This is a genomic window from Flavobacterium sp., from assembly GCF_044341185.1.
GTDB lineage: Bacteria > Bacteroidota > Bacteroidia > Flavobacteriales > Flavobacteriaceae > Flavobacterium.
Window position 1 is genome coordinate 1 of sequence record NZ_JBIISE010000029.1, and the last position, 21,676, is coordinate 21,676.

The following is a 21,676-nucleotide window of genomic DNA, read 5'->3' on the forward strand; positions in this document are numbered from 1 at the left end:
TCTGGTAGCATTAAAATTAGCGATTTCATCACAAGCTACACCAAACTTTACTTCTCCCATGTCGTTTGACTCTTGGTTGCCTTTACTTTTTCCTTTTTGGTCCACAAAGCTAACGCTTGCTCCTGATAATAATTTACCTGTTTCTGCGTCTTTTACCACTACGGTAGCATCCACGCCACAAACCGCAATAGCTTGATAGATGTCATCATTCCCTTCTCTGTTACTAGAGAAATAACCTACGTTCTTATCTAAATTATACGAAAATGAAAAATCATCTTTTTCTGTGTTGACTGGTGCGCCAAGGTTAGTTGCTGCTTGCTCCTTTGTGTTGGTGTTTTGTTTAAACACATCGTAACCACCAAATCCTTGTTTACCATTTGAAGAAAAGAATAAAATACCATCATCTTGAATCGATGGAAAACTCTCATTACCTTCTGTGTTTATATTAGCTCCTAAGTTCTCTGGTGTACCGTAAGTATCTCCATCAACGCTTACTTTCCAAATGTCTTCTCCTCCAAAACCCCCTGGCATGTCTGATGAAAAATATAAGGTTTTTCCGTCTTTACTAATACTTGGGTTTCTTACCGAGTAATCTTTATTGTTAATTGGTAATGCTTTTGCGTTGCCCCATTTGTCACCTTCTATTTTAGTAGCTTTATACAAATATATTTGACTGAACTTTAAGTGTTTCTCTTTGTTCTTTTGGTATGCGCTTTCATTGAAACTCTCACTTCCATAATACATCGTAGTACCATCCGAGGTAATGGTCGCTGGGCCATCATGCCATTTGGTGTTTAATTCCTCTACTGCTGTAGCTTGACTTAAGGTACCATCCGTGTTTCTTATAGCTTTGTACAAATCCAAATACGGCTGGTCATCCATGCCGTTTTCTCTTCTAGAGGTGTTTCTTGCACTTGTAAAGAATACTTCGTTGTTTTGAGATAAGACCGGTCCAAAATCTGTTTTATCGCTACTTACATCCGATTTTAAAACATCGTATTGTTTGGCTTGATTTTTTAATTGGTTCGTGTATTCTGGATTGGTTGTAAAAGCTTTGGCTCTAGCATCACTGGGTTGCATCTTAGCAAATATTGCCATTTGTTGTGCTGCCGATTTATTATCACCTTGTGCTTTTAGCATTTGAGCATATCTAAAATGCGTTTCTGCATCTTGTGTGCTTTCTACCGCTTTAGCATACCATACTACCGCTTGCTGGCTATTAAATACATTGTAGTAACTATCCGCCAATTGTTTGTAAACATAACCGTCGGCTTTGTTCTTTTCAACTAATTTGGTGTAGGCCTTAGCAGCATCTACGTACTCTAATCTATCATATAAGTTGTCGGCTTCCTTTGTGTCTTTGTTCTGTGCTTGTAATCCTCCTATTGAAAGAAATAAAGCACCTGCTAGTATATATATATTTTTCATGTGTAGTCTGTTTTTTGGATAGATTAAAAATAACGTGGTGAACGTGATACCTTTTTGTTAAAGTTAACATTATACAACAAAATAATCTCGTGAGAAGATGGTGTAGTTACTTTTAAATCCGATACGATATGATCATAAGCGTAGCCTATTTTTAAACTCGGAGTAACAGCATAGTTTACCATCGCACCAAAACTGTCCTCTATTCTATAGGTAGCACCTATCTCAAATTTGTCCTTAAACATAAAGTTTGTCGATACGTCTAAAGAAGCGGGCGCTTCAAACGAAGATTTTGCCATGAAAAATGGTTTGAACTTTACATTCTGTGTCAAATCAAAAACATATCCTCCTGTTAAAAAATAATGACTCGCCTCATTACCATAACTTCTCCCATTAAAATCCAAATGCGTTGCTTTTAACATATTAGGAACAGATAATCCTAAATAATACTTGTTCGTATAATAAAAAGCCCCTGTACCAAAATTAAAATAACTATTACTCGTGTTGGCACCAAAAGCACCATCGCCAGCATCTGGTAATGAAGGAGATATCTTTGTTAAATAATCCACATTATGCAACGTTAATCCCGCTTTTAATCCCAATGCTAACTTATGATCCCCTCCTAATTTTAACGTGTAGGAAAAGTCCCCATAAATGTTATTCTCCTCTACAGGACCTAACTTATCCGATACAACAGATAATCCCAATCCTACGTTCTTTCCAACTGGACTGTGTCCGAAAAAAGTACTCGTTACAGGAGCATCCTCCAACTCTATCCACTGCTCCCTATGCAACAACCCTAACGATAAATTGTCCTTGCTACCAGCATAGGCCGGATTCATAACACTCATGTTATACATGTATTGCGTGTAATGTGGATCTTGTTGGGCAGATACTTCCGAAAGCATCCCAAGGGTCAACAATAAACCTAAATATATTTTTCTCATATGACTGTTTTTTTTATAAAACTACTCTCCTATTTTATTTAATAAAAGAGTAGTAATATAATTTATTTTTGTTCTCTATTTATATAAATCCATCCTGTTTTCTTATCTCCAGATACTAACTCAATTACATAATAATAAGTACCATCTGGCATCTCTCCACCACCCATGAATTGACCATGCCAATCATTGTTGTAGTTCTCCTTAGAATAAACCTCCTTACCATATCGGTTAAAGATCTCAACCTTCTTAGCAACTAACTTTAAAAAGTCATTCAAACCATCGCCGTTTGGCGAAATACCCTTCTGGATTTGGCATTGTTCAACTAAAATACTCATTGTTACAACTGAAGCACATTCTGAAGTGTCTGGAGTAAATGTATATACTAAATTACTTTCAACTGAAGTATTAACAACTGCAGGCGACCATGAGCCACTTACTGAATTTGTAGACGTTAATGGTAAAGTAATAGAAGCATCACCAACACATAATGGCTGTATTTGAACAAAAGCAGGTGTTAATCTTGGTTCAATTATAACTGTTTTTGTAACCTGCTGTGAACATTGACCTACACTTGGTGTAAAAACATAGTTTGTAGTTCCTGCATTTGATGTATTAATAACTGAAGGATTCCAAGTACCTGAAATATTATTAGTCGATACCGTTGGTAATAAAGGCGCTGCCTCATTTTGACAAATAGTAGCAATTACATTAAATGTTGGAACTATTATTGGGTCAATTGTTATATTCATGGTTGTCCCTACGCCACATTGACCTACATTAGGTGTAAACGTATATATTGTGTTACCAGGAGTAGCTGTACTAATAGCTGCATTCCAAGTACCTGTAATATTATTAGTCGATACCAATGGTAAAACTGGTGCGGTAGTATTTTGACAAATACTTGGTATTTGTGTAAAAGCAGCAGTAACAAAAGGGTTAATTGTTATTGTAAAACTGCTTGAACCAGCATTAATACAGTTTACCAAGCTCATAGGATATGAGTAAGTAACTACGTATGTTCCAGGAGTACTTCCAGCTAAATTAATAGTTCCATTTGCACTATTTAAATCTAAACCAGTACCTACATAACTGAAAGTTCCTCCAGTTGTAAAACCAGGATCTAAAGTTGGTGTTGGATTTGTAGTTGATGTAATACAAACTGGTGTGGCATAAGAAAATCCGGTAACAGCATTTGTATACGGTACTGCATCAACAGTAAAGCTTGATGGAGATGAATAACAATCATTTACTAGATCATGAACAATTAATGTATGTGAGCCTGGAGTTAAGCCTGTAAATGTAGTTGAGGATTGGAATGTTCCTCCATCTACTGCATATTCATAGTTTGATAAAAATAATGAATATTGTCCAATGTTAGAATAATTTTCCGGATCAACAGTAACCCATTGAGCAGGTGTCCAAGTAGTTGTAGGAAGAGGAGTAGACGATGCTAACCTTCTGTAAGTATATCCTGGTTGATTATTTGGCGTAAATACAGTACCGGTTGTTGGTCCCCACATATCTAATTCAACATTTGCTAATGTGGTTAATCGAATATTGTCATTTGTATCGATACCTGAATTTGCAATTAATAAGTTATGTGCAACTCCAGGAACACTTGGATCGTTACTAATTTTTATTACAAATGTGCTATTGTTTGCAATCGTTCCTGACAATGTTTGTTGCCAAGTTGGAGCTGCATTACCATTATTATACATCTTCAATCTATAATTTGCTAAATTTTTTGAACTACCTGTCCCATTAAATAATTCAACATAAGATAGTGCTCCAGTATTCGCATCAGTAACTTCAGAAATAAATAAATCAGAAGGAATAGAAGCTGACTGTGATATAGGTGATGTAACTTGCATCGTACCTGTCTGAGTTGCACATGAAGGCTGTGAAGTTATTGAAGGTGTTGGATTAGGAATTGAAATAATCGTTACTTTAAAAGAAACTTGACTTGCACAATCTCCATTGGTTGCATACACATAAATTACTTGAGTAGTGGTAAGAACATCTCCAGCATTTAATTGTGTGCCCGTCGCATTAGAGCCTGTAAAATAATTACCCATTGTTAAAGCAGGTAACGTATAACTATTACATCCATTTACATCTACTTTTATTGGTAATTGTGGTGCTACTTTTATTTCAACTGTTGTAGTTGTTGTATAAATTAAACAACCTCCTTGAGCAGGAACAGTCATTGTAATTGTATAGATTCCAGGGGCTGCTAATGTTGGTGTAATAGTCCCCGAAATAGGGTCTAATGCATATTGCAAACCAATTGGTGTTGATGAAAATGTTTTATTAGGCCCCGCTATTCCTGATATTACTACTGGGTAAGATACCGAGTCAGAATTACAATATGATGTGCTTGAATATGCAATCGTTGCGTTTGGATTTGGTGTTACAATTACGGTTCTAGTACAAATAATTGGTGCATTTGATGCAGGAGGAAGTAATGATGGAATTAAAGTACTTGTTACAGTATATGTACCAGGTGTACTTGTTGCAAAATTAATTTCTCCTGTCACAGAATTTATTGATAATCCTGCTGGTGATGCAGAATATGTTCCAGCAACAGCACCAGCTATCAATACTGGCGTTTGATTTACACTATTACTACAATAAGTAACAGCCGAATAATTAAATGTATTATATGGATAACAAAATGATTGTGCTGTATTATTTGGATTTGGTGTCATAGTTACCGTTCCTGCTTGATTAGCATAATTAGTTACCATCAAAATATATACTTGACCTGCAGTTACTGTAATAGTAAAGTTTTCTGTAGCAGCTGCAGAAAAACTACAACTCACAGGACTCCCGTTTGGAATCAAAACACAACCTGCGTCTCTACTGGCAAAAGGACCCCATAATGCATAATCTACATCTATTGGAGTTCCACCTGTAGTAACTTGAGTTATAGTATAACTTAACGAACCGCTCTGAGCAGCCTCCAAGAAGAAAAAACTTGCATTTGGGGAGGTACCTAAACAACCATATGAACCTAAATTAATAACGCCTGTAGCGTTTGGATATGTTATAGGTTGATTACATAATGAAACCGCTTCAGGACAAGGCACAGCGCCAATACATAAACTAAATGAAACAGATGTATTAGTTGAAGCAGTAGTATAAACTCTCACATAATAAGTTTGACCAATAACTAAACTATTTGCTACATAAGATGTTGCGCCACATTGTAATTGTGTAAGTGCATTACAAGTTCCTGAATATAGAGCAAAATTTACTGTCGTGCCTGTTGGCAATACATTTGACAGACTAAATGTATGTGTTGGTTTAGTAGCTACAAAAGAGTACCAAACATCATTTGCTGTAGCAGAACAAGTTAAAGCCGGAGTTACTGTAGGTGTAGCGCCAGTTAAAACGCCATTATTTAATAAAGTACAGTTTAAGTCATCATTAAGAATTGCAACAGTTGCATTTGTACATAAATCATTAAGTGGTGTTGTGGTGAAATTAACCCCATCTGACCAAAAACTTTTATTTATTGGTGAACATATTGCTCTTACGTAAAAAGTATAAGTTGATGAAGGATTTAAACCTGTTAATAAGAATGGGCTTGTAGCGTTTACTCCTGTAAAATTTAATGCAGGAACATTAGAACCAACTGGTAAAGCTATTATTTGCCATTGTGTTGCGCTACCAGATTCTGTCCAAGATACAGATGCTGTTGTACCCGTAATATTAGAAACCGTTACCGATGTTGGTTTAAAACAAGTAATTGGCGTTGTACAATATACTGTTGCATCCCAACCCGAACTAGTTCCTGTTGCATTAGAGGTAAATGAGAAATATAAACAACCTGTTGGTGATGTTGAAGTAAAACTTGGAGGTAAATTAGCTCCTGTATATGTACCAACAATAGGTGAGGTAGCTAAATCACCATTTCTAATAATTAAATTATCTCCTGCGGCTAAATTAAATGAGTTAAAAACTATAGTCACAACATCTCCAACATTTGCTGGACAAGCTGTTACAAATGTACTTTCATTATTTTGATACGCTCCAGTTGTACCTCCTGTATCCGTATAATGGTCTCCAGCACAAAAATTTGGAGAAGTACAGAAATTCACCGGAACCGACCAAAAACTTAAAGAATTAGAAGAACAAATTGCTCTTACATATACATCATAACAGGTAACTGAAGTTAATCCTGTAATAGTGAATGGATTACCTGTTGTAACAACTCCAACTGAAGCTGCCGTTGGTGCTGCAGAACCTGCTGGTAATACTAATACTTCCCACTGGGTTTCCGTTGCGCCATTTGCCCAGTTAACTTGGGCAACATTATATCCAATATTTGAAATCGTTAAATTGCCTGGTTTAGGACAAGTAATTAAATCTAATTTTATATTATCAATTGCAGCTGGGGGTTGATTTCCAACTGTGTTGTTATTTCTCCATTCAAAAACCACACGCATATTTCCACCAGCATAAGGCGTAGCATTTAATGTGTAATTTTGTGTAGTAAAGTTTGGAATTGATGTGAAATCAGGTCCTATTTTTATTCTACTATTTGCCACAGCTGTAATTTGTGTTCCTGCTGTTGGGGTAAAAGTAGTAGGAACTGTCCAAACACGAATGTAATCTTGTACTTCACCAACAGATCGCCAATCGAATGTAAAATCCAATTGAGTAGCTCCTGCTGGAATTACAAAATCTTTATACGCTTGAACTACTGAAGTAGCAGTATTATTATACGTATTAGTTGCACCATTAGTGTCTGTAATATATAAGGATTTTGTTCCGCCATTATTCACTGCTGAACCAACTGCCCATTTATTAGATTGTGTCCCATTATTTAATGTCCAACCTGTTAAGGTTTCTAATCCATCTGTAAAGTTTAATGGTGTAGCTACTTGTGGTAATGTAAATGAAAATGGTCCCGTCCAGATACTATAATTACCATTATTACAATCTGCTCTTACATAATATTCATAAACAATACCTGGAATTCCTGTAAAAGCATTTGTAGTATTAGAAGTGGTTGATGTGAAAGTAGTTCCTGTAGGTAATCCGTAAGGTGCTTCTCCAACTGAATATTGCCAAGTAGTAATTCCTGTTGCGGCAGCCCATGATAAGTTAGCAGTTGTGCTTGATGTAACTGTCGCTGCTAAAGCAGTTGGTTGGTTACAAAAAACTTGTTGAATCGTTAAGGTATATCCAACCGTTTGCTGTGCCGCACTTGATGATACTATAATATAGTACGTTGTTCCTGCTACTACAGCTAATGGATTGATGTTTCTTGGTGTTGCGTTTGCGTTTGCAACACCTGCTAAACAGGTAACTCCTGCTGTTCCTGGACAAGCACTGTATACATGTATACTTGAACTTACGTTTGTAGGTGATAAAGAAATAGCAATATTACCTGTAAATGTAGCAGTGTAGGAATAAAACACATCATTACCTGCCATATAATTGGTTGCTGTTCCACTGCATGTTAAGGGTTGTGCAGTATCAAATAAATCTAAATAATTAGCAGTATTGTCAATTGTTTGGTAAGGTAAAGTACCAACTACTATAGGTCCTGCACAGGTATCTCCAAAAGATGCCGTTTGAAAACTTCTTGGTCCAAACCAATCGCTAGGAAAAGCACAAACTGAACGAACTTGAAATTTATATAACGTGTTTGGTAATAACCCTGTTACAGTATATGGATTTGTAGTTACTCCTGTATAATTAGGAACACCTGTAAATGCACTTGCAAAAGGCACCACTTCTATTTCCCATGCAGTAATTCCGCCTGGATTTCCCCAGCTTAATTGGGCACTCGTTGTAGTTTCGTTTGCTGTTGCTAATGGCCCAACAGGTGCATTACATTTTGGTACTACGTTTACGTTATCAATTAACCATCTGTCCCCATTGTCATTCGTCATGACAAAGGCAATGTAAATAGTAGAACCTACTGGATATGTAGCTGGTATATCAATTACTTTTTCTTCGTAAACATTTGATACTGCAGTTAAAGAAGCCTCGTCATAAGAAACAAGATTGGTAAAACTTGAAGGGTTAGTTTGTGAAGTTGTTGAAATTTTAATGTCAAATAAACTTCCTTGAACTCCTGTTTGAATGGTTTTGGTATAAAACCTCAACTGACCATTTGCAGGAACGGTAACTGCAGAAGTAACCATCCAGTCAATTGCTAGACCCGTAGCCACATTTTCTTTGTTAATCATTGCTGATTTACCAACACCTCCATAAGTGAAAACACCTAAATTGGTTTCAGACCAACTCTGAACAGTTCCTGTTCCTGTTTCAAATGTTGTCCAACCAGTTGGCGGGAATGTTGTGCCTTCAAAGTTTTCAGATATTTGTCCGAAAACACTGAAACCTGCAAACATAAATAATAATAAAAGTAGTTTTTTCATTATAGTTTTTGTATTTAAATTATATAAGTATTAACAAATGTAATAAGATTATTAAAGTTTACTAAATTAATCGATATATGGCAATAAAAAATCGTTAAACGACAAGTTTGCAATTTATTGATATTTATTGGCTATTTTTGTGAATATTTTACAAAACTTATGCTAGAAGTTGAAAAACATATCTTTGAAAAAACGGCAATTGTTGGGCTTATCACTCAAAATCAAAGTGAGGAAAAACTAAACGAATACTTAGACGAATTAGAGTTTTTAACCTTTACGGCTGGCGGTGAAGTAGTGAAACGTTTTTGGCAAAAGACAGATAAACCGCATCCTAAAACATTTGTAGGCACTGGAAAACTTGAAGAAATTAAAACATACATCAAAGAATATGATATCAATTCGGTAATTTTTGATGATGAATTAACGCCGTCTCAACAAAAAAATATCACTAGAGAATTAGATTGCAAAGTTTTAGATCGTACCAATTTAATCTTAGATATTTTCGCACAACGTGCCGAAACGTCTTATGCTAGAACACAAGTTGAATTAGCACAATGCCAATATTTATTACCTAGGTTAACCGGAATGTGGACACACTTAGAACGTCAACGAGGCGGAATTGGTATGCGTGGTCCTGGTGAAACAGAAATTGAAACCGATAGAAGAATTGTAAGAGATAGAATTTCCTTACTTAAAGAAAAAATTAAGGTTATAGATAAGCAAATGTCGACTCAAAGAGGCAATCGTGGCGCAATGGTTCGAGTGGCTTTAGTGGGTTATACCAACGTAGGAAAATCAACTTTAATGAATGCCGTTGGAAAAAGCGAAGTATTTGTAGAAAATAAACTTTTTGCTACCCTTGACACTACGGTTAGAAAAACAGTTATTAAAAATTTACCGTTCTTACTTTCCGATACGGTTGGTTTTATTAGAAAACTGCCTACTCAATTGGTAGATTCTTTTAAAAGTACTTTGGATGAAGTACGAGAAGCCGATTTACTTTTACACGTGGTAGATATTTCTCATCCTGAATTTGAAGATCATATTTCGGCTGTAAATAAAATTTTATTAGACATCAAAAGTGCCGATAAACCAACAATTATGGTTTTTAATAAAATTGACGCGTACAAATATGTAAAAATTGACGAAAGCGATGAAACTATTGAAAAAACATCCAAAAATTTCTCGCTTCAAGATTGGGAAAAAACATGGATGAATAATTTAGGCGAAAACAACACGCTTTTTATTTCCGCTACAGAAAAAGAAAACTTTGAAGCGTTTAGAGAAAAAGTTTATGAGGCGGTGCGAAGCATTCATATCAGTCGTTTTCCTTACAATAAATTTTTATATCCAGATTACAAAGATGTAATTGAAGAAGAAGAAAATTAGATGAAATTCCAAAATTCGAAAATATAAAAATTACTCACAACGTTTGTAATTCTAAAAGAATCTCACACAATTTATAAAAACAAAAACCCAGTCAAATTGACTGGGTTTTTTATACTTTTAATTTTCTAATTACTTTTTTTTATACAAAGGCACTGCGGAACACGCTTCGCCAAACATAATGCTTTTGGCTACCTTCATTAATTTTTGAATGGCTAAAGTGTACACTTCATTGGGTACTTCTTTTTTAGAACATCCTTTTAAAATCAAAGGTTTGTCAAAATAATTTGTGTAGTCTAATTTATTTAAAATATCTTGATACCAATCGATAATCGCCAATTCTTTAGTGCCTTGAATTACTTTTAAAGCAAATGGCGCTAAATGAACTGTAACTAACGTGTATGCCCAAGCGGGTAAAATGGCATCTTCTGAACAATATAATGCTACATATTTATCTTCGTAAACTGACCAATCAGTTGCTTTTAATTGGGATCTAAATTCGGTTTCCTTCAAAATAACACCACCAAACAACCATTGGGATACATCAACTGCTATCACATGATTATCTGGATAATAATCTTCTAAATCGAAAACCATTAAGGCGCTGTTGGCCACTTTATTTACTATTTCTTCCATAATTTAAGTAATTAGTAAAAAGTGAAAAGTATTAGAAGGGAACTGCCAACTAAAAACTGAACACTGAACACTATATTAAAGCATTCCTAATTCTAATTTGGCTTCTTCGCTCATTAAATCTTTACTCCATGGTGGATCAAAAGTAATTTCTACTTCACAAGATTTAATCGTGTCAATTTTTTCAACTTTTTCTTCCACTTCTTTTGGTAACGATTCAGCAACTGGACAATTTGGCGAGGTTAATGTCATTAATATTTTAACTTCATTGTCTTCGTTAATCATTACATCATAAATTAAACCTAATTCATAAATATCTACAGGAATTTCTGGATCGTAAATTCCTTTTAATGCAGATACTACGCTTTCGCCTAAGTTAATTTCGTCTTTAAATTCTTCCATTTTCTTCTATTTATTTATCTGTATGATACAGATTTAAGTTCTGTTGTTGTGTAAAGATCAGTTACTTTTGTAATTCCAAAATTATTATTTTCGAATAGTATTCCTAATGAAATTTGGTTAGGAAGATTTTGATCTATTTTTACAAAATTCGTTAATAATGTGTTGTTCCATTTATCATTAAATGTACCATTTATACTATCACTCCATTTTATACTTTTTTTTATTTCATCAAATTTATTATAATTATAAGAATTTTGGGAAAAGATGGTTTTGATATTTTTCTTATAATTTAAATCAATTTTAAACTTAAAACTTGTTTTGTTTCTTTTTAATATTTTGGCAAAAAAAAGTTTGTCATCTTCACTTCTGGCAACAATTGTGGTAATATTTTTCTTAAAATTATAAACCGCCTTATAATTTATATTATTATGAAACAAAATTGAAGCCACTTTATCTAAAGTTTCAGAATCCATATTTGAAAAAGGGACAAAACCACAGATGTAGTTTTCTTTTGGATGATTTAATTTCATGTACTTTACATTTTGAAGTTCTAATTCAAACAATAAAGGATCTGCATATATTCCAACTTCATTATAATAAAAATTTGACTTTGATGTATACTCAAAATGAATTTCCTTTGCGTTTTCAGGCATTTTTTCAAAATTGCTTTGAGAAAAACCATTTGAAAAACAAAACAATAAAATAAAAGTCGTTATTAACTTCATTTATTTAATGAATTAAATGCTAAAGCATACATTTTTATTTTTTTTATCATCGAAACCAAGCCGTTTGCACGTGTGGCTGAGAGATGCTCTTTCAATCCAATTTCATCTACAAAATCGGTATTGGCTTCTAAAATAGCAGCCGGAGTTTGGTTTGAAAAAGCTCGAATTAGAATTGCAATTATTCCTTTAGTTAAAATGGCATCGCTATCGGCTGAAAAAACGACTTTTCCGTCCTTTTCTTCAGCATAAACCCAAACTTTTGACTGACAACCTTTAATGATATTGTCTTCTGTTTTGAATTGGTCCTCAATAATTGGCAAGCCTTTTCCTAATTCGATAATGTATTCGTAACGTTCCATCCAATCATCGAACATAGAGAATTCGGAAACAATTTCGTTTTGTATTTCTTTAATATTCATTATTTTTTTCTGCTAGTTTCGTAATTTTAGTAACTAATTTTTCAATTTCTGATGGTGGAAAACCATGGTCGAAACCATTAGCTGGATATTTAATGCCTTTTGATTCGAAAATAATATTAGCAAAAGCTGCAGCATCATAATATCTTTTTTCTGTTGGCCACTTCAAGTCTTTTACTTTTGCTAAATCAACCGCTTTTGCTAATGTTGAAATTTCTGACCATTCTTCCTCTGAAAGAACCAATTTATCTGAATATTCTTTACTATTTCTATCTTTATAGATGTAAATCATTTTATTTTCTACTTTTAAAGATAAAAAATAACCTCTAGTACTTGCCTCATAATAAATTGAAGGTACAGTTTCTACAACGGCACTTTTAGTTTCGCTACAGGCAAAATGAAGTAGCGTTGCGGTAAAAAGCATTAAAAATCTTTTCATAAGTTGAGATTTTAGTTACGATAACATCATTTTAGCTTTTTTAACAGCTGCTACAAATATATCAATTTCTTCTTTGGTATTGTAAAAGGCAAAACTGGCTCTTATTGTGCCTGGAATTTTATAAAAATCCATAATTGGTTGTGCACAATGATGTCCTGTTCGAACCGCTATACCTAATTTATCTATAATTGTGCCCATGTCATACGGATGAATGTTTTCTATATTGAAAGAAATTACAGACGCTTTTTTAGTTAAATCTGTTGGTCCGTAGATGGTTAATCCTTCAATTTCTTGCAGCTTTTTTGTTCCGTAAAGCAATAATTCATGTTCGTGTTTGGCTATGTTGTCAAATCCAATTTCGTTCATGTAATCAATAGCCGCTCCAAAAGCAATTCCACCGCAAATATTTGGCGTTCCGGCTTCAAATTTATGAGGCAAATCTGCATATGTAGTTTTTTCGAAAGTAACAGTAGCAATCATTTCTCCGCCGCCTTTATAGGGTGGCAATTTGCGCAGCCATTCTTCTTTACCGTAGAGCATTCCAACACCTGTTGGACCACACATTTTATGCGCAGAAGTTACAAAAAAATCAACATCTAAAGCTTGAACATCAGGCTGTAAATGCGGACAAGATTGTGCGCCATCAATTACAACTGCTGCCCCAACGGCATGTGCTTTTTTTATTATTTCTTCGATTGGATTTAGCGTTCCTAAAGCATTTGAAATGTGATTGCAACAAACTAATTTGGTTTTATTAGAAAGTAATTTTTCGTATTCCGACAAAATTAATTCGCCATTACTATCTATTGGAATTACTTTTAAAATCGCACCCGTTTTTTCGCACAACATTTGCCAAGGTACAATATTACTATGATGTTCTAATGCCGAAATAATTATTTCATCCTCTTTTTTTACTAAAGAGGCGAAACCATTAGCAACTAAATTAATACTTTCGGTTGTCCCTGAAGTAAAAATGATTTCGTACGGCTGTTTTGCATTAAAATGCTTTTGAATTTTATATCGAGCTTGTTCGTAGGCATCTGTTGCTAATTGACTTAACGTATGGACACCGCGGTGAATATTTGCATTGTAATTGGAATAATAATCTACAATACTATCAATTACAACTTGAGGTTTTTGTGAAGTCGCTCCATTATCGAAATACACTAAAGGTTTTCCGTTAACGCTTTGTGACAATATAGGAAACTGCGCTCTTATTTTCTGAACATCGAACATATCAAAACTATTTGAGGCAAATTTACGATATGATTATTTAAAATAGGAATAAATAAAGATTAAAATAACAGAAAATTATGTTTTGTTTTTAGTTAAAACATCTTTTGTTGAATACAATTAGAATTCCAAAACCAGTAGAAATGGCAACATCGGCCACGTTGAAAATAGCGTTGAAAAATGTAAAAGGTCTTCCACCAATAAAAGGCACCCACTCAGGCATTGGAATGTCTTTAATTATTGGAAAATAAAACATATCCACTACTTCCCCGTGAAACAATGTCCCATATGGTTTATCGGAAAACATGGTAGCTACTTGACTGTAACTATCATTAAAAACTACGCCGTAAAAAACAGAATCGATAATATTACCAATAGCGCCTGCTAAAATTAAAGTGATAGCAAAAGTTAAATAATTTGACAATTTTTTCTTTATAGAATCGTACAGCCACCAAGAAATTCCTCCAACAGCAACAATTCTAAATAGAGTTAAAAATAATTTACCATAATCACCTGGAATTTCAGCGCCCCAAGCCATTCCTTCGTTTTCCACAAAATAAATTCTAAACCAATCGAACACTTTTACTTGTTCGTTGATATAAAAATTTGTTTTGATGTAAATTTTACTTGCTTGATCAATAAGTAAAATTAGAAATACAAATAAATAGGCTTTTCTTAGGTTCATTTTTTAATGTTTGTGCAAAAGTAACAATTTTAACGAATAAAAAACGCCCCAAAAGGAGCGTTTTTATATTTAGTAACGTTTTTTAACGCTGTAAATTTTTTGCTTCAATGCTCATTGTGGCGTGAGGAACAATTTTTAAACGTTCTTTATTGATTAATTTTCCGGTAACTTTGCATATTCCGTACGTTTTATTTTCAATACGAATTAATGCGTTTTTTAAATCGCGAATGAATTTTTCTTGACGAATAGCCAATTGCGAATTCGCTTCTTTACTCATCGTTTCGCTTCCTTCTTCAAATGCTTTGAATGTTGGTGAAGTATCTTCCGTTCCGTTATTAGAATCGTTTAAATACGCACTTTTAATTAATTCTAAGTCGTTTTTAGCTTTGTCTAACTTTAAATTAATTAATTCCTTGAATTCTTGTAATTCTGCGTCTGAGAATCTTATTTGTTGATCTATCATAATTGACATTTTTTTAAAATTTATTATTTCAATCAAATAGCACCAAAAGGTTTTATTATTTTGAAATTAATATTGTTGTTTTTAACTCATCAAACTCAATTTCCGTACCATTATTTATTTCTGATACAAAAATTAGTTCATTTGTTAGTGTTTCTGATTTGATGTACGATTCATTTGCGAGTACCGCTTGTTCAATACTATCATTTTTTAGTATTTGAACTTTAATTTTATCTGTAACTTCAAAACCAGAATCTTTACGAATATTTTGAATTCTGTTGACTAACTCTCTCACTATTCCTTCCTTACGTAATTCTTCAGAAATTGTAATATCTAAAGCTACTGTAATTCCATTTGAATTGGCCACTAACCAACCCGGAATATCTTGAGAAGAAATCTCCACATCTTCGACTGTTAAAGTAATACTTTTTCCAGAACTGGTAATTGTCAATTCACCTGCTTTGTCTAACTCATTAATTTGCTCTTGCGTAAATGACTGTATCTCTTTGGCAATCAAGCCCATATCTTTACCAAAACGAGGTCCTAATGCTTTAAAATTCGGTTTAATTTGTTTAATTAATACCCCAGATGCATCTTCTAACAACTCGATTTCTTTTACATTAACTTCTGCCTTAATCAGGTCTTCAATAGCTAAAATTTCAGCTTTATAAGTAGCGTCAAGCACTGGAATCATTACTCTTTGTAACGGCTGACGTACTTTTATCATTTCTTTCTTACGAAGAGATAAAACCAACGAAGAAATCGTTTGTGCTTTCTGCATTCTACTTTCTAGTGATTTATCAACAAAGTTTTCAACCGAAACTGGGAAAACAGATAAGTGTATACTTTCAAAATTTTCCTTATTAGTATTGGCATTCAGGTCTTTATACAGTCTGTCCATAAAGAACGGTGCAACCGGCGCGGCTAATTTTGCAACTGTTTCTAAGCAGGTATAAAGCGTCTGATAGGCGGCAATTTTGTCTTGAGCATAGTCGCCTTTCCAAAATCTACGACGGCATAAACGCACGTACCAATTACTTAAATTCTCTTGAACAAAATCAGAAATAGCACGAGTAGCACGAGTAGGTTCGTAATCTGCATAAGCGACATCAACCACTTGAATAAGCGTATGTAATTCCGATAAAATCCAACGATCAATTTCAGGTCGTTCTGCTAAAGGAACTTCGTCTTCACTGTAGTTAAAACCATCAATATTAGCATATAAAACAAAGAAAGAATAGGTGTTATAAAGCGTTCCAAAGAATTTTCTACGCACCTCAGCAATACCTTCTAAATCAAATTTTAAATTGTCCCACGGATTGGCATTTGAAATCATGTACCAACGCGTAGCATCTGGGCCATATTCAGCTAACGTATCAAATGGATCGGCAGCATTGCCTAAACGTTTTGACATTTTTTGTCCGTTTTTATCTAATACTAAACCATTTGACACCACATTTTTATACGCAATTTTATCAAAAACTAAAGTAGAAATCGCGTGTAGGGTATAAAACCAACCTCTTGTTTGGTCAACTCCTTCAGCAATAAAATCGGCAGGGAAATCTTTGTTTTCGTCAATTTTTTCCTTATTTTCGAAAGGATAATGCCATTGTGCATAAGGCATCGCACCCGAATCGAACCAAACATCAATTAAATCAGTTTCACGTTTCATTGGTTTGCCAGATGCAGAAACCAGTATAATTTCGTCCACTACATTTTTGTGTAAATCGACTAAATCGTAATTTTCTTCAGACATATTTCCGATTTCGAATCCTTTAAATGGATTTTCAGTCATGAAACCAGCGGCAATTGCTTTTTCAATTTCTTGAACTAATTCTGCTACAGAACCTACTAAAATTTCTTCTGTTCCTTCTTCGTTTCTCCAAATTGGCAAAGGAATTCCCCAATATCTTGAACGCGATAAGTTCCAATCATTGGCGTTTTTTAGCCAATTTCCAAAACGTCCTTCTCCAGTAGCTTTTGGCTTCCAGTTGATGGTTTCGTTTAAATCGAACATTCGGTCTTTGATTTCGGTTACTTTAATGAACCAAGAATCTAACGGATAATATAAAATGGGTTTGTCTGTTCTCCAGCAATGTGGGTAACTGTGAACGTATTTTTCTACCTTAAAGGCTTTATTTTCTTCTTTTAATTGGATAGCAATTTCTACATCGGCAGAGCGTTCTGGCGCTTCGCCTTCATTGTAGTATTCGTTTTTAACATATTTGCCAGAATATTCTCCTAAATTAGATATGAATTTTCCTTGTAAATCTACCAAAGGAACTGCGTTTCCATTTTCATCTAAAACCAACATTGGTGGCACTTCTGGAGTAGCTTCTTTGGCAACTTTAGCATCATCTGCTCCAAATGTAGGTGCGGTGTGTACAATTCCGGTTCCATCTTCTGTAGTTACGAAATCTCCAGCGATTACTCTAAATGCATTTTCAGGATTTTGATACGGTAACGCTAAAGGCATCAATTGTTCGTAACGAATTCCTACTAAATCTGACCCTTTGCATTCGGCTAAAATTTCGAACGGGATATTTTTATCACCTGCTTTAAAATTTTCAAAATCAGTTGCTTCTGTGCTTGCAAAAAATCCTTTTCCAAACTGTTTTCCTACTAAATTCTTAGCTAAAATAACATTTACAGACTCAAAAGTATATTGATTGAATGTTTGTACTAAAACATAGTCAATTTTTGGTCCCACCGTTAAAGCGGTATTACTTGGCAACGTCCATGGTGTGGTTGTCCAAGCTAAAATATGAATAGTTCCAAAACCTTGTAAAAAGTTTGGTAATGTGTCTTCTTTAGTTTTGAATTGTGCTACAACAGTGGTATCGGTAACATCACGATATGAACCAGGTTGATTTACTTCGTGCGAAGACAAACCTGTTCCTGCTTTTGGTGAATACGGTTGAATGGTGTACCCTTTGTATAGTAAATCTTTGTTGTAAATTTGTTTCAACAACCACCAAACCGATTCCATATATTTGGATTTATAGGTCACATATGGGTCTTCCATATCTACCCAATAGCCCATTTTTTCAGTTAAGTTATTCCAAACGTCGGTGTAACGCATTACTGTTTTCTTACACGCTTCGTTGTAATCTGAAACGGAAATGGTTTTTCCAATATCTTCTTTTGTGATTCCTAATGCGGCTTCAGTACCTAATTCTACAGGTAATCCGTGCGTATCCCAACCTGCTTTTCGTTTTACTTGAAATCCTTTTTGAGTTTTATATCGACAAAAAATATCTTTAATAGCACGCGCCATCACGTGGTGAATTCCAGGTAACCCGTTTGCAGAAGGTGGTCCTTCAAAAAATACAAATGGTTGGTTTCCTTCACGTGTAGATACACTTTTTTCAAAGATGTTATTTTCCTTCCAAAAATCAAGAACTTCTAAAGCTACCGTTGGTAAGTCAAGTCCTTTGTATTCCGTAAATTTTGTACTCATTTTGTCGCTATCTTAAATCAATTTGCGAAAGTAAGGATTTAAAGAGAAAAGGCAAAAGGTAAAAGGCAAAAGTTGTAGGTTAAGAAAAAACTTCTTTTAAAACGTCTAATGATTTTGGTTTTTTAAAACCGTCTAAATGAATGGTATAATAATCTAAAAGAATTTTTAACAATATTTGTCGCTCTGTTCCTGCAAATACTTTTTGATTGTCGTCATATCGTAATCGTAATGCTTTTTTTAACAAGTTTGTTTCGTTTGCGTTTAGACAACTTGTACCTTGAAAAGGTGAAAAAACACCGTCAATCATTTCAAAATAGGCAAAATCTGTTTCTTGTATTTGCGGATAAAACCCTAAAAATTTTGTGAGTTCTAAAAGAAAGATCAGATGAAAGTTTGAAACCGAATCATTCGCATCTAACCACAACAAAGACGTTTCTAAAAATGAAAATAAATTCTCGTTTTTTTCTTCTTCAAAAACACTATTATTTACAACTTCAGACAAGAAAAAAACCATTGCGCTTTTTACAATATCCGTATTTATACTTTGATAATTATACGCGAGTTTTACTTCTTTAAAGTGTTCTAAAGTGCCTTTTTTTTTATGGTTGGCTTCTATTTCCAATAGGTTTAATGGTTGAAAATATGCTATTTTTTGATTGGATTTTTTGGAAGAAAAAGCACTTGCTATGAAATAAGATTTTAACCCGTCTGATTGTGTAAAACATTTAACAATTAAACTTTTTTCTTGGTACTTAATGGCGCTTAAAACAATGGCTTTGGTTTTTATTTGCATTATCTAATTACCATTATTTTTTTTACTGTAGTTTCAGCTGCATCGCTTGACGAAACAAAAACCATATATACTCCAGAAGCTACTTTATATTTTCCAAACGCAGTAGTATCCCATTCTACCGTTCCACCAGAAGATGTGGTTTCAAAAACCAAATTTCCTTCAATATCTGTGATTTTTAAATTGACTTTATCCATCAATCCAGATATTTTTACTGTTCCTGAATATTCAGGACGAACCGGATTTGGATATATGTATACGTTTTCTAAATCGTCGTCTCCTTTTGTGGCAGATCCTAAAAAAGAAACCAGTCCTTTATCGGTAGCAAAAAACACTTCACCTGAAACTTCATCAATTTCAATATCTAACACATTATTGCTGGGTAAAGGTGAATTGTCTTTTGTAAATCTTCGTAAAGTTTTTTGTCCGTTAGCACTAACTTGAAAAACTCCAGCATCTGCAATAGCTACCCATTTATTGTTAGCGCCATCCACTTTAATATCTTGAATTACTTGTTGGTAAAACAATTCTTGAGCCAAATCTCCATCCTGAATAACAATATTTGTAGTTGTTAGTGATGATTCAGAAATAAATCTATCAACGCTATTTAAAATTCTTAATCCTTTAAACGTTCCAATCCAAAGTTGGTTTTTGTTATCTACAGCCACACATCGCACATCATTATTTGGTAAATTTCCGTTTTCTTCGTTAATGATTATGAATTTATTATTGTATTTTTCATTAAAAGCAAGTACTCCACCTCCATACGTAGCAGTCCATTTTGTGTCGTTTTTATCAATATCTATATTACCATAATGCAATGTCGTCGGGTTTTGAATTACCGCGCTTAAATTATATGACTGCCAAGTATTATTGCTTTTTAACACTTTTATTCCATTGTTAACTAAAGCGTTTGTAAGCCATAAATTACCATCTTTATCATATTTCATTCCGTTAATTCGCACGGACACAAAGTTTTGATTTGGAGGTGGCAATAATACTGATTCTAAAAAATTAGTTTGGTTAAATAGAATTGGATTTGTTTTATTTGTGAATTTCAATAAACCACTGTGTCCAGAAGCTACAAAAACTTCACTTGTATTTCTAGGGTTTTCTGCAATTGCTGCTAAAGTTACTGCTCCAGCAACTCCAGTATTTGGAATTTTAGTCCAACCGGTATTGGTGTTAAAAATACTAATGCCTTGCAACTTATAATCTGGTGTGTACGTTCTGTCATAACTTCCGTGAGTTAGCCATAAATCGTTTTTGGTTTTGGTTACTTTAAAGGCCAAATCTTCAATTGGTCCGTTGGGTGATATGTTTGTAAATGCACTAGAATTTGTAATGGTAGTTTCAAATAAACCGCTTTTTTTTGTTCCAATATATAACATGTTGTTTTTTGTAATGGCACATGTAAATGTATCCAGAAAATTAGGAATTGAATTAATGGAATTTACTAAAGTAAAATTTTGACTATAAAGTAAAATTTGGCTTTGATTAGTTATCGTTAAGTAAACAGAATCGGTTCTAAGTTTTAAACCATTTGTTACCATTTGCGAAAAAGTCACTGCAATATTACCAGAAAATTTATAGGTAATTCCGTTAGTATTCATAGCAACTAATTGATTGCTAAACGTAACAATGCTCAACCAATTTAAAGAATTAAAAACCGACCATTGCGAAAAATCGTATAAAAAAGGATTGGTTATACTTGCTTTTTTTATGCCTTGTGTTCGGGTTACTGCAAAAATTTCATTATTAAAAATTGTAGTTTGTAAAACATCAATAAATTCCCCAGAATTTCCAATATAAAAACTGCTTTCAATTTCAAAATTAGACAACTTAATTACACTAATTCCGTATTGTGTAGACACGTATACTTTTCCGTTATGTTCGTAAAAATCATTAATTTTTTTACTGTTGGCTGGCACTGGCACATCGGTAATAATATCAACTTTATTTAGTGTGGTTCCGTCAGGTTTTATAAGAATGATTAATCCGTTTTTATTTCCAATTAATGTATAATTATTTGATGTGTGGAAAATAGCGGTAATTTCATCTGGTTTTACATCATTTACTGAAGTAAAAGTGGTTAAAATATTTGAAGAAACGTCTTTATTAAATACTGAGTTTTTAGTGCTGGAATACACTTTTTGGTCAGAAATACAAATGTCTGTAATTTCATTATATGAAAAATAACCTTTCCATAATTTCTGTTGTGAAAAAGAAAGTATCGAAAAACAAAAGAATATATAAAAAAATATTTTTTTCATAAAA

15 protein-coding genes are annotated in these 21,676 nt (G+C 33.7%); 1 reads left to right on the forward strand and 14 read right to left on the reverse strand.

The window, feature by feature from the left end; genetic code table 11:
* The 3 genes from ACIQZ1_RS07355 to ACIQZ1_RS07365 form a co-directional block, all read right to left on the reverse strand.
* Nucleotides 1-1,428 (reverse strand): cell envelope biogenesis protein OmpA (locus ACIQZ1_RS07355; RefSeq protein ID WP_396160335.1); only part of this gene is annotated, 1,428 nt, incomplete at its 3' end.
* Between the two features lie 23 nt (nucleotides 1,429-1,451).
* Nucleotides 1,452-2,372 (reverse strand): type IX secretion system membrane protein PorP/SprF, encoded by a 921-nt coding sequence (locus ACIQZ1_RS07360; protein WP_396160336.1) that lies wholly within the window; start codon nucleotides 2,370-2,372, stop codon nucleotides 1,452-1,454.
* A 62-nt stretch (nucleotides 2,373-2,434) separates the two neighbouring features.
* On the reverse strand, nucleotides 2,435-8,770 hold the full coding sequence (locus tag ACIQZ1_RS07365) for a fibronectin type III domain-containing protein (protein WP_396160337.1): 6,336 nt from the start codon (nucleotides 8,768-8,770) through the stop codon (nucleotides 2,435-2,437).
* Nucleotides 8,771-8,929: 159 nt separating this feature from the next.
* Between ACIQZ1_RS07365 and hflX the strand changes: the two genes are divergently transcribed.
* Complete coding sequence (gene hflX / locus ACIQZ1_RS07370) at nucleotides 8,930-10,159, forward strand: GTPase HflX (protein WP_396160338.1); 1,230 nt, start codon at nucleotides 8,930-8,932, stop codon at nucleotides 10,157-10,159.
* A gap of 129 nt (nucleotides 10,160-10,288) precedes the next feature.
* Here the strand turns inward: hflX and ACIQZ1_RS07375 are convergent, their stop codons facing one another.
* The 11 genes from ACIQZ1_RS07375 to ACIQZ1_RS07425 all read right to left on the reverse strand — a co-directional run bounded on the left by ACIQZ1_RS07375 (nucleotide 10,289) and on the right by ACIQZ1_RS07425 (nucleotide 21,672).
* On the reverse strand, nucleotides 10,289-10,792 hold the full coding sequence (locus ACIQZ1_RS07375; protein ID WP_396160339.1) for a DUF2480 family protein: 504 nt from the start codon (nucleotides 10,790-10,792) through the stop codon (nucleotides 10,289-10,291).
* 75 nt (nucleotides 10,793-10,867) lie between these two features.
* Nucleotides 10,868-11,191 (reverse strand): SUF system Fe-S cluster assembly protein, encoded by a 324-nt coding sequence (locus ACIQZ1_RS07380; RefSeq protein ID WP_396160340.1) that lies wholly within the window; start codon nucleotides 11,189-11,191, stop codon nucleotides 10,868-10,870.
* Nucleotides 11,192-11,205: 14 nt separating this feature from the next.
* Nucleotides 11,206-11,844, reverse strand: coding sequence for a hypothetical protein (locus ACIQZ1_RS07385; RefSeq protein ID WP_396160341.1), 639 nt, complete (start codon nucleotides 11,842-11,844; stop codon nucleotides 11,206-11,208).
* 68 nt (nucleotides 11,845-11,912) lie between these two features.
* Nucleotides 11,913-12,335 (reverse strand): SufE family protein, encoded by a 423-nt coding sequence (locus tag ACIQZ1_RS07390; RefSeq protein ID WP_396160342.1) that lies wholly within the window; start codon nucleotides 12,333-12,335, stop codon nucleotides 11,913-11,915.
* The gene (locus ACIQZ1_RS07395; RefSeq protein WP_396160343.1) at nucleotides 12,325-12,771 is read right to left on the reverse strand and encodes a hypothetical protein; all 447 of its coding nucleotides are present in this window, start codon (nucleotides 12,769-12,771) and stop codon (nucleotides 12,325-12,327) included. Before ACIQZ1_RS07395 ends, ACIQZ1_RS07390 begins: the two co-directional genes overlap by 11 nt.
* 15 nt (nucleotides 12,772-12,786) lie before the next feature.
* A complete protein-coding gene (locus ACIQZ1_RS07400; RefSeq protein ID WP_396160344.1) occupies nucleotides 12,787-14,007 on the reverse strand; it encodes an aminotransferase class V-fold PLP-dependent enzyme in 1,221 nt (406 codons plus the stop codon).
* An 88-nt stretch (nucleotides 14,008-14,095) separates the two neighbouring features.
* A complete protein-coding gene (locus ACIQZ1_RS07405; RefSeq protein WP_353078622.1) occupies nucleotides 14,096-14,689 on the reverse strand; it encodes a lipoprotein signal peptidase in 594 nt (197 codons plus the stop codon).
* A gap of 82 nt (nucleotides 14,690-14,771) precedes the next feature.
* A complete protein-coding gene (locus tag ACIQZ1_RS07410; RefSeq protein WP_353078620.1) occupies nucleotides 14,772-15,152 on the reverse strand; it encodes a TraR/DksA C4-type zinc finger protein in 381 nt (126 codons plus the stop codon).
* A 55-nt stretch (nucleotides 15,153-15,207) separates the two neighbouring features.
* Nucleotides 15,208-18,609 (reverse strand): isoleucine--tRNA ligase, encoded by a 3,402-nt coding sequence (gene ileS / locus ACIQZ1_RS07415; protein ID WP_396160345.1) that lies wholly within the window; start codon nucleotides 18,607-18,609, stop codon nucleotides 15,208-15,210.
* A 79-nt stretch (nucleotides 18,610-18,688) separates the two neighbouring features.
* A complete protein-coding gene (recO, locus tag ACIQZ1_RS07420; protein WP_396160346.1) occupies nucleotides 18,689-19,402 on the reverse strand; it encodes a DNA repair protein RecO in 714 nt (237 codons plus the stop codon).
* Complete coding sequence (locus ACIQZ1_RS07425) at nucleotides 19,402-21,672, reverse strand: two-component regulator propeller domain-containing protein (RefSeq protein ID WP_396160347.1); 2,271 nt, start codon at nucleotides 21,670-21,672, stop codon at nucleotides 19,402-19,404. The genes recO and ACIQZ1_RS07425 overlap by 1 nt, the downstream gene beginning before the upstream one ends.
* Nucleotides 21,673-21,676: the final 4 nt, after the last annotated feature.